Below are 10,603 nucleotides of genomic sequence, written 5' to 3'. Positions count from 1 at the left end.
CCTCTACGGCGGCAAGGGTGACGACACCRTCTCCGGCGGCAAGGGCAACGACACCATCCACGGCGGGGCSGGCAACGACCACCTCTACGGCGGCAAGGGTGACGACACCGTCTACGGTGGCAAGGGYAACGACACCATCCASGGCGGGGCSGGCAACGACCACCTCTACGGCGGCAAGGGTGACGACACCRTCTCCGGYGGCAAGGGYAACGACRCCATCCACGGCGGGGCCGGCAACGACCACCTYTACGGCGGAAGCGGACCTGCGGACCATGGCCATGAGCAGATGCCGGCTCACCACGACATGGGTGGACACGTCGATGCTCACGTTCCCGATATGGGCATGTTCCACTGAAGTCAGCGATCGGCCAAACTCAACGGCCATAACCCCATGACTGCGTGCCTCGCCGGGTTCACCTGGCGGGGCACGACTTCGTTTGACGGCCGCGCGACCGGGCTTGATGGGATGTTGCAAGTCCGACCGATTCGGCAGTCGCCGGTGTGCATCCCGGTCAGTTCACGGCGCCACTCGCCGCGTGAAGCCTGCCTCCGTGATCTTCGTCACAGCCGGTCGCCGTGCGCGCGGCGATACTCGCCCTCAGAAGTCGAACTGACGGGAGGCAGCCATGAGACGCTCCACCGAACTACGCGTCAAATGCCAGATCTGGCGCGACTTGGATCTTCTCCTCGCACAGCGCGCTGCTCTTGACGCCCTGCCCAAGCGCGGAGCGTCCATCACGAGATCCGCTGCCAACCACTAGGCCGGTTGCGCGATCCGATGAAGCATCGCGCACGCCGAACTGACCGCTTGACGCGGATCGCACGATCGACCGCGCTCAGACCGCGTGGTCCGGCGAGCGGTCATCTACCGGCTATGGTGGCGCCGTGGCCGCGGCTTGCGCCCGGTTCGCGTCACGGTCACCCGAATCACGTTGGACATGACGGGTGGCTTGTGGGGGACGTGGTCTGCATCGGCGAGAACGAGTTGCAGACTGTGCGTGCCGAGCGGCAGCGTGACCAACGCCTCCGTCTGTCCGAGGCCGAAATGCAGGTGCTCGAAATCATTCGGGATCCGGTCATCGAGCGCGTGCAGGGAGGTATCGATCAGCAGATGGTGGTGACCTGTATTGGCCTTGTCGAAACCCGCCGGTGCCACACCCATTCCGGTCAGGCCGAAGCGGATGAGCGTCTTGCGTCCTACGACGTCGCCGTTGCGCGGCTGAACGAAGTACACGCGCGCTCCCGGCGGTGACGGGCGCTGTTGAATGGCACCTCCGCCCGTCGCGGCAGCGGGCTCTGCGGCCTGGGACGCGACCCGGACCTTGATGACCTCGGACGCGACAGGAGGATTATGCGGAATATGGTCCTTATCGGCGAGCAATAATTGAAGCGTGTGCTCGCCTGGCGTCAGCTCGATCTCGGCCTCGGTCTGCCCGGCGCCGAAATGCATGTGGTTGAAGTCATTCGGGATCGGCCGGTCCGCAGCCGGCATCGGCGTGTCGATCAGAAGATGATGGTGTCCGGAGTTCGGGCGATCCAGGCCCGCCGGCGCCACACCCATGTTCCGCAGGCCGAAATGGATCGTCGCCTTGGGCGGAAGGGTGCTGCCGTTCTTGACATCGACGAAGTAGACCGCTGCGCCTGACGGCGATGGCGTTGGGCCGCCTTTGCGCTCCTGCGCCGTTCCGGCGGAGGCGGTCAGCAGCAGAACAAGGGCCGCTCGAGGCAGGCCTGCCGCAATTGATTTCGCCGCATCAATCACATTGCCTCCTGCGCAACGCGCTGATCAGAGCTCACATTTCGATGGAGCGCGATGTCTTTTCGATTCGAGCGGTACGACGCTTGATCCATACAACGGCGTCGCTGGAATGGCAATTGAAACCTATTGATATCTTGTTTTGGGACAATGGCTGAGGAATGAGCGAAACTTCGGAATCGGCGATGATTGCGCTTCGGCCATTTCTACCTAAACTGCAGTTCTCGTTCGTCCGCTCATTGCGTGCAGGTCATCGTTCATGCCGGGACGGATCTATGTTGAGAGCCCTCCGGAGCTGACGCCTCGGGCAGGGTTACGCAGCCGCATCGGTGGAAGCGGCGTGCTGATCTTTCTGGTATTCCTCGCGCTGAGCGAACTGCTTCTGGCTGTGCGGCCAGGGCTGGCCCAGAACCCGATCGGAGCCGGGCGGCGGTTTGCTCTGCTCATCGCCAACAGCCGCTACCCCGATGCCCAGGGTTCCTTGCCGACGATCATGAAGGACGGGCGCCTTCTCGCAGAAGAATTGCGGCGAAGTGATTTCGACGTCGACCTGCGCGAGAACCTGAGGCGAGAGGACGTTCAGGCGGCCTTGGAGGCATTTTATGCCAAGCTCAACGCCGGTGCGGCCGCCTTCGTGTACTTCGGTGGATACGGCATCCAGGTCGAGCGCCAGAGCTACCTGATCCCCGTCAACGCGCAGATCTGGTCCGAGACAGAAGTCCGCCGTGATGGCATCAGCCTCGATGCGATCCTGAGCGAGTTGAACCGTCGCGGCGTGCGCGTGAAGATCGCGGTGGTTGACGCGGCTCGGCAAAATCCCTTCGAGCGCCGATTCCGAGCCTCGTCCGCGGGTTTGGCGCCGGTCGACGCTCCGGAAGGGAGCTTGATCCTTTTCTCGGCCCCGCCGGGAAAGGTGGTGCGCGAGGATGACGGTGATGTCAGCCTGTTCGTGAGTGAACTCGGGAAGGAATTGCGCGCGCCGAACCTCACCGCGGAAGAGGCGTTCACCCATACCCGGATCGGGGTCTCGCGCGCGTCGAAGGCGGAGCGCGTTCCCTGGATCTCCTCGTCCTTGATCGAAGAGTTTCGTTTCGCCGTCGGGCCGGCCAACGCGCCACCGGTGATTGTGCCGGACCGCACCAGCAAGGCCGAGGCGCCTCCAGTCGTGCGTCGTCCGCCGTCCGATCCCGTCGCGCCGCCCCTGTCGGCGCCTTCCACGAAACCGCCCCCGCCGGCCGTCCCGCAGACTGCGGCGGCCTTGCCTGTTCCAGGCCTGCCAGCCCCACCGCCGTCTCAGGCGCCGATGCAGGAGGGCGGTCAGACGGCGGGACAGAGCCTGCGGGATTGCGAGATGTGCCCCGAACTCGTCATCCTGCGGGCGGGGACGTTCGAGATGGGCGCCGGCGCTCAGCCGTTCGACCGTCCCGTCCATCGGGTGACGATCCCGCGCCCATTCGCGATCGCACGCCGGGAGACGACCATCAACGAGTGGCGCAGCTGTGTCGAGGCGGGGGCCTGCAAGTACCGGCCGAAGGTCGTGGACGGGCAGGCCGGCACGCAGCCGATCACGAACGTGAGCTGGTTCGACGCGCAGGAATATGTCGCTTGGCTCAGCGCGCTGACGCGGCGGACCTACCGCCTGCCGAGCGAGGCGGAATGGGAGTACGCCGCGCACGGCGGCACCAGCACGGCCTTCTCCTGGGGGGCTCAGGTCGGCGACAGCAAGGCCAATTGCCGCGAGTGCAGCCGGACTGGCGGCCACGAACTGTCCAGCGTCGCGAGCTTCGCACCGAATGGGTTCGGCCTCTTCGACATGGCGGGCAACGCGGCCGAATGGGTTGAGGATTGCTGGAACGATTCTTACCGAGGCGCTCCGCAGGATGGCACGGCTTGGCTCACCGGAACCTGCAGCCAGCGGGTGCTTCGGGGCGGTTCCTTCGATAGTTCGGCCAGCTATGTGAAGCCTTCGGCGCGTTTCCGGTACGATGCCGATGTCCGGTACTATGCCAACGGGTTCCGGGTGGCGCGCGCTCTGCCGTGACGGCGCGCGGGCTCGCTCACCGTCGGGACGCAGTCCGGCCCGTCATCGGATCACGTGCACGAAGGCTCCTGTGCCATGCGGGTCAGCGCCTTGGCATCGAGGAGCACGATACAGCCCCGGCGCAGGTCGATGTACCCAGCGCGGCGCCAGACCTGCAATTGACGGTTCACGCTCTCGCGCGTGCCGCCCACGAAAGCGCCCAGTTGTTCCTGGGAGATCTGGATCTCGTTGCCGAAATCCTCGGCCAGCACCGCCAGGCGGCGGGCGAGCCGGACTCCCAGCGACAGCGTGGCCAGTTCATTCATCTGGCCGGCGATGTATCGGATCCGGCTGCAAAGGAGACCGATCAACCGGATGGCGACGTCGGGCTCGCGGGTGAGGTAGGCGAGAAGATCGGAACGGCGCAGGACGAAAACCTCGCTCGCCTCGACGGCCACGGCATCGGCCGTGCGCTCGTTTCCGTCGAGAAGGGCAATCTCACCGAACAGGTCGCCGGCCCCAAGGCTGTTGAGCACGATGCGTCGCCCGGCCTCGGTCCCGATTTCGATTCGGATTTCCCCGCGCCTGATTCCGTAGAGCGTGTCACCAGGGTCACCGACCTGGAATAAGATTTCGCCCGCTCGCAGCATGCGCGCCGTCGCCATCTCGGCAAGACAGTCAATCACCTCCGGGCCGAGGTCCGCGAACAGCGGGTTCACGCGCAGAAGCGGACCGAAACCAGAGCCTTTCGACATCACCGCCACCCCAAGAACGAAAGAGCGTCAGATTCTCACGCGAACGCAGGTGATCGCGCAACGGCTTGTTTTCAGTTGCCCATTTTTCCTTGTTCGACCATGCTGGCTATAGAGCATTCGATGGCGATTCACGTCACCTATTGTGGGGACAAGCCGTCCCTGCCAGCCCGGTATTGCGGAGTCTGCCGATGCGGACGGAGGGCGCACTCTCGTCGGCGCCGAGCTTGACTTGGCGAGGCAGCCTGTTCCGCAAATACGTCCTGACGCTCGTAAGTCTCGTCGCCCTGGTTCTGACGATCAACGCGACCGTGGAGACCTGGTTTTTATATCGGGAAACCGTCGAGCGCGTCGCCCGCGTCCAGGCCGCCTTCGCGGTCAGCGCGACGGCGGCCGTCGAAGACACGCTGGCGGAGATCGAGCGACAGGTGGGTTGGGTGACACGGGCAAGCGCGCAGAGCCTCGCCCAACACCGCGAGGATTACGCTGCGCTTCTCGACCAGACACCGATCGTCCTGACGCTCGCCTTTTTCGATGACGAAGGCCGCGAGCGTGTCCGAGCCAGCCGGCCGGACAGCCCTGATCCCATACCATCGGATGATCGTGGGCCAGTCCCGCAGCACAAGGGATTTCAGAACCTCCAGATCGTCGGGGGCGAGATCTACGCAAACCTTCTCCTGCCGCATCCGGGCGCGGGGACGGGCGCCACTCTGGCCCGTGTCCGGCTGACCGCCTTGACGGGGAGCCTCCCGTCCGCGACCGCCGGTGTCGGAAGCTACGTCGACCTCGTCACGCCGGACGGGATCAGCGTGGCCCGCTCCGACAAGAGCCCGCATGCGACGGGCGATCGCCTGACCCTGCCGACACCCGGTTCGGTCGCCTACGTCTCCGATGGCGCGGGACAGCCGATCCTGGCCACGCAATACGCCCTCGCTGCCCTACCCGCCTCGCTCGTCGTCGCGCAGCCCCTGAGCGAAGCGCTGGCGCCTGTGCGCGACCTGCTCATCCGGCTCGTCTGGCTTCTCGCGTTCGGCCTCGTCGTTGCGATCTGCGCCAGTCTCCTTTTGGCCCGCCGCATGCTGGTGCCGATCCGCGCGCTGCATGCCGGGGCCGAGCACTTCGCGGCCAACCGCTTCGAGCACCGCATCGCCGTGCGCACGGGCGACGAGTTTGAGGCGCTGGCGACGCGCTTCAACACCATGGCCGACGCACTCTCGACGTCTTATGCGCGGCTTGAGAGCGAGATCCAGCGACAGACCCGGGATCTCGCCCGCTCCGTCAGCGAATTGCGGGCTCTCGAGGAAACCGGGCGCGCGATCGTCGCCTCCCTTCAGATCGAGGACGTCGTGCGGGCGATTGCTGCGCGGGCCGCGACTCTCGCGGGTTCCGACGCCAGCGCCGTCTACTTGGTCGAGGCACCCGGCGAGACGTTCCGCCGCGCGGGTGACCATGGTCTGCCGCCCAGCGCGGTCAGCGACATACTGCCCGCCAATGCCCTGGACAAAGCCGGCGACGCTGCGGCCGAGGTCATCCAGGTCCGCGACCTGTCCATGATCGGCGGACTTCTCACAGGCGTTGCGGAAGGATTTCAAGCCGCCACGCTCATCAATCTCGCCGACAGCGACGGCCGCCTGGGCTTCCTTCTCCTGCTCGCCCGAGACGCCGCCGCGCCCTTGGGCAGTTCCGAGCATGTCCTGCACACCTTCGCGCATCAGGCTGCTCTCGCGATCCGCAACGCGCGTCTCTTCCAAGAGGTCGACGAGAAAGGCCGACAGCTCGCCGCCGCAGATCTCCACAAGACGCAGTTCTTCGCCAACATGAGCCATGAGCTCCGCACACCATTGAACGCCGTGCTGGGCTATTCGGAGCTCCTGGCCGACGGGCTTTACGGTCCGCTCAGCGAGAGGGCCAGCGAGGCCCTGGAGCGTATTCAGATCAACGGCCGCCACCTGCTGAGCCTGATCAATGACGTTCTCGACTTCACGAAGATCGAGGCTGGCTTGCTCACGCTTGATGTCCAGGATTACGCGCTGGGTGCCTTGATCGAATCCGTAACGGTGGCGGCTTCCTCGCTGGCCCAGGCAAAGGGCCTCGTCCTGAAGACCGACGTCCCGCAGACATTGCCTATCGGACAGGGCGATGAGCGGCGGCTCACGCAAGTGCTCATGAATCTCGTGGGCAACGCCATCAAGTTCACGCAATCCGGCTTCGTAGAGGTGTCTGCGCAAGCCGTCGACGATACCTTCGTCATCAAGGTTTCCGATACCGGACCCGGTATCGCACCAGTCGATCAGGCCCGGATATTCGATGAATTCCAGCAGGTGGACAGCTCGAGCACGCGCCAGCAGGGCGGTACGGGTCTGGGTCTCTCGATCACCCGGCAACTCGTCCTCCTGCATGGCGGCCGGATCGAGGTGCGATCGGAGTTGGGACAGGGTGCGGTGTTTCAGGTGACCCTTCCGATCCGGACGGCTGTCGAGAGGAAGAAGGCCTCATGAAGCGGATACTGATCGTTGAGGATACGGAGGACAATCGGCGCATCCTGCGCGACCTTCTCTCTGCTGCCGGCTATGGCATCGTCGAGGCTCCGGATGGGCAGCGAGGCGTCGAGGTGGCACAAGCCGAGCAGCCCGACCTCATCCTGATGGATATCCAGCTTCCCGTGATGGATGGTTACGAGGCCGCGCGGCGCCTGAAGGCTGATCCGTCGACGCGTCACATCCCGGTCGTTGCCGTGACCTCCTACGCCCTTTCGGGCGACGAGGACCGAGCCCTCGCCGCGGGCTGCGACGGCTATGTCGCCAAGCCGTTCAGCCCGCGCAAGGTCCTGAGCCTCGTTCGCCAGATGCTCGTTGACGTCTGAAGCGGAGCGGAGGCCGTGCCGGCGCATATCCTCGTCGTTGACGACAATCCAGAGAACTTGGAGATCCTGCGCGTCCGCCTGGAGGCGCAGGGTTACGAGGTTGGGCTCGCACCGGACGGCGAAACGGCCCTGGCGCGGGCCGCTGCCCAACCGCCGGACCTTATCCTTCTCGACGTGATGATGCCGCGCCTCAGCGGACTGGATGTTCTGCGTCATCTCAAGACGGATGAGGTTCTGCGCTACGTCCCCGTCGTGCTGCTCACCGCGCGCGTAGAGACGCGCGACGTCGTCGAGGGGCTCGATGCCGGCGCGGATGAGTATTTGACGAAACCTTATGAGCATGCGGCTCTGATGGCGCGGGTCCGCTCGATGCTGCGCCTAAAAGCGCTGACCGACACAGTCCGCGCGCAGGCGCGCGAGCTTGAGGATCAGAAATCGGCGCTCGCCGAGGCAAACCGTGATCTCGAGAGCCAAGTCGCCGTCAAGGCCGCCGAGCTCCAGCGGATCGGCCGATTGCGGCGGTTCCTCTCACCCCAGATCGCCAACCTGGTCGCCGCAGATCGCGACGACCACGCGCTCTTGCAGCCGCACAGGCGCGAGATCACGGTGGTGTTCTGTGACCTGCGCGGCTTCACGGCCTTCACGGATACGGCCGCGCCGGAAGAAGTGGTCGCGGTCCTTCGCGAGTATCATGCGACTGTCGGCCAAGCCGTATTCCAATACGAAGGAACCTTGGAGCACTTCGCCGGCGACGGCATCATGACCTACTTCAATGATCCCTACCCGTGCCCAGAGCACACCGAACGCGCGGTGCGCATGGCCTTTGCTCTCCGCGAACGCGTCGGCAGCCTGTCCCGGCAATGGGAATCGCGCGGCCATTCGATCGGTTTCGGGCTGGGTCTCGCCCGGGGCTACGCGACCCTCGGTCAGTTCGGTTTCGAGGGACGCTTCGAATACGGGGCTCTCGGAAGTGTGACCAATCTGGCTTCCCGCCTCTGCGACGTGGCCCAGGCGGGGCAGATCGTGGTGAGCCGCTCCGTGTTCAGCGCTGTCCAGGCAGTCGCACGAGCGCGCCCACTGGGCGACCTGCCGCTCAAGGGCTTCCTGCGTGAGGTTGCGGCATTCGAGCTCGTGGACTTGTCGGAGGATCGGCCCGACCCCTGACCCGGTTTCAGCAGAGAGTTCCGTTGCCCGTCCAGCCCACAGATAGCCTGCGAGCCTCATGATCGTGGGCGTGTGCGCATATCGCTTATCGCACGCTCCCGATCCGGAAGAGGATCCGCGAAGGATGATCGGCCGCTCAGACGCTCAGAACGCTCTTGCCGAGATGCTCGTTGATCCTCATCCGCGCCAGGACCGGTGCAGCGATCAGGGCTTCGCAATGTGCCGATCACCATCAGAAATTTGCGCCGCCGAACGATCTGACGCCCCATCAGCCCGACTTGAAACCCGCCCCCTGCATCAGCCGGGTCTCGCCTGCCTGCAGGCGAGCCTGCGTTATCAGACCGTCCTGCATGCTCTGAAGGGCGACCGGCAGGGCCGCGGCAACCTCAAACGGCAGGTCCGCAGGTAGTGGTAGGATCCGCCCGCGATCCGCCGCAGCTTACTGTGCCGAGCGACCGGCATCCGAGCCTATCACGCGACTGCCGGGATGGAGGCCGGTCACGGAAGTTCTGACCGTCACCACCTCCCGGCCCATCGCAGCCCCGGATCGCTCCGGCGTCTCCGATCCCATCGTGCTGTTGCCCCTCGGCAACTTCGAGACCGGCGCAGTTAAGGGCTGCCGCCCCGGCCCCGACGAGAACCTCCTCGGGCTTCGGCATCGGGGCGCTGACGTCGGCGATGCTCTGTCCTTCCGGCCCGACGACGATGGCCTTCATCCGGGCATCGGCCGAACTCATGCGGCGATCCTCAGCGAGGACCGCACCGGCGGGCAGACCGTGTAGCGCCGCGACCGCCGGGAGGAGGCGTCGATTTACGTCCACGGGTCCCTCCTGCCGATGTTCCAGACCGTCGGCGCGCGGCATCGGCAACGCTGACTGGCATGCGCCTGATTTGGCTCAGACGCGTGAGTTGAAACCGCTCAATGTAATTCCGCATCGACCGGCCACGATCGGCCTCTGCGTCGTGACTGCAGATTCTGCTCTGTGGTGCTCCTCCAACTGCATGTGAACCGGGTCACAGAAGGTCACGACGAAAAGGATTTTCTTTGCCGAGCCGCCAATAAGGGCTGCTACTGCGGAGAACTTCCATGACATTCAATCGTCCTCTCCTCGCCTTGAGCCTCGCCATTCCGCTGACGCTCTCCGTGACTGGTTCAGCATCCGCCTTCGGCTTCAGCGATCTCAATCCGCTCAAGATCGCGAAAGGCGCCGTGAAGGAAGTCAAGAAAGCCACCAAGACCGTCAGCAAGACGGTCGAGAAGGGCGCAAAGTCTGCTGGCAAGACTGTGGAACGGGGCGCGAAGAGCATTGGTCGCGCCGCTGAAAGCGTCGGCCAGGATGCCATCAAGACCGCGAAGGCTGCGCCGAAAGCGTACATGAACGTCGCTAAGCCCGTCGGGGTAGCGGTTTCAAAGTACTATCACGCGGCTGGAAAGATCATCGAGAATACGCCTTTGAAAGTCTTCAAGCCGCTGGCCGATGACGTGGCCAAGGCCGCGCGCACCAAGGAAGCCAAGATCGGCGCAGCAGTCGGCGTCGGCTTGCTCACCGCCGGCGGCGGAACGGCCGCGCTGCTACACAGTGGCGGGACGGCCGCAGGCGCTGGTGCGATGACTGCCTATTACGGAAAGCAAGTGTACGTCAAAGGTCGCGCCGTCGCCAAAGACTACCGGCAGCATGGGATGAAAAAAGCCAGCGATACGTTCATGACCGCTTACCAGCAGCGACGTAAGGAGGTCAAAGACATGCAGGATTACAGTCGGCGCTGAGATGATTCCGACGCAGCGTGCCCCTCCGAGGAAATCTGAGGGGCACTTTTACTATGTTTTCAATTCAGATAAATCGATTATTTGGAATACGAATGACGATGGCTGAGATCGACAAGATACGGGTGAATAACTACCGCCGATGAATCGGGCACGATGGCACCAACAATGCCGATGGCCCTGTGTAGGGCAGTGACGAAACCATCCACTGGAGCGTCGACGTCTTGCTGATGCGGGCGGTGCAAAAGCCGACGAGTGGAGAAGCTTCTCTTTCGAGAAAAGC

General features: G+C 64.4%; 9 protein-coding genes. 7 read left to right on the top strand and 2 right to left on the bottom strand.

Annotated elements, in window-relative coordinates; translation table 11 throughout:
* A partial coding sequence (locus ACXJKQ_RS23790; RefSeq protein WP_457108163.1) for a calcium-binding protein occupies positions 1-355 on the top strand: 355 nt, incomplete at its 5' end.
* 510 nt (positions 356-865) lie between these two features.
* Here ACXJKQ_RS23790 and ACXJKQ_RS23785 read toward each other — a convergent pair.
* A complete protein-coding gene (locus ACXJKQ_RS23785) occupies positions 866-1,762 on the bottom strand; it encodes a DUF4399 domain-containing protein (RefSeq protein ID WP_457108162.1) in 897 nt (298 codons plus the stop codon).
* A 334-nt stretch (positions 1,763-2,096) separates the two neighbouring features.
* Here ACXJKQ_RS23785 and ACXJKQ_RS23780 point away from each other — a divergent pair, with 334 nt between their 5' ends.
* Complete coding sequence (locus tag ACXJKQ_RS23780; protein ID WP_457108161.1) at positions 2,097-3,797, top strand: SUMF1/EgtB/PvdO family nonheme iron enzyme; 1,701 nt, start codon at positions 2,097-2,099, stop codon at positions 3,795-3,797.
* A gap of 50 nt (positions 3,798-3,847) precedes the next feature.
* Here the strand turns inward: ACXJKQ_RS23780 and ACXJKQ_RS23775 are convergent, their stop codons facing one another.
* On the bottom strand, positions 3,848-4,531 hold the full coding sequence (locus ACXJKQ_RS23775) for a Crp/Fnr family transcriptional regulator (RefSeq protein WP_457108160.1): 684 nt from the start codon (positions 4,529-4,531) through the stop codon (positions 3,848-3,850).
* 188 nt (positions 4,532-4,719) lie between these two features.
* On the opposite strand from ACXJKQ_RS23775, the gene ACXJKQ_RS23770 reads away from it, so the two are divergent.
* From ACXJKQ_RS23770 to ACXJKQ_RS23750, 5 genes are all read left to right on the top strand, one after another.
* A complete protein-coding gene (locus ACXJKQ_RS23770) occupies positions 4,720-7,026 on the top strand; it encodes a HAMP domain-containing sensor histidine kinase (protein ID WP_457108159.1) in 2,307 nt (768 codons plus the stop codon).
* A complete protein-coding gene (locus ACXJKQ_RS23765; RefSeq protein WP_091777687.1) occupies positions 7,023-7,391 on the top strand; it encodes a response regulator in 369 nt (122 codons plus the stop codon). Before ACXJKQ_RS23770 ends, ACXJKQ_RS23765 begins: the two co-directional genes overlap by 4 nt.
* A gap of 15 nt (positions 7,392-7,406) precedes the next feature.
* On the top strand, positions 7,407-8,555 hold the full coding sequence (locus ACXJKQ_RS23760) for an adenylate/guanylate cyclase domain-containing protein (RefSeq protein WP_457108158.1): 1,149 nt from the start codon (positions 7,407-7,409) through the stop codon (positions 8,553-8,555).
* A 572-nt stretch (positions 8,556-9,127) separates the two neighbouring features.
* Positions 9,128-9,337: a hypothetical protein gene (locus ACXJKQ_RS23755; RefSeq protein WP_457108157.1), complete on the top strand. Its 210-nt coding sequence runs from the start codon at positions 9,128-9,130 to the stop codon at positions 9,335-9,337.
* Positions 9,338-9,642: 305 nt separating this feature from the next.
* Positions 9,643-10,323, top strand: a complete 681-nt coding sequence (locus ACXJKQ_RS23750; protein ID WP_457108156.1) for a hypothetical protein — start codon at positions 9,643-9,645, stop codon at positions 10,321-10,323.
* The last annotated feature ends 280 nt before the right edge of the window (positions 10,324-10,603 follow it).

It is taken from the genome of Methylobacterium sp. P5_C11, from assembly GCF_054049775.1.
The sequence above is the reverse complement of the archived record's forward strand: the minus strand, read 5'-3'. Positions and strand labels throughout refer to the sequence as shown.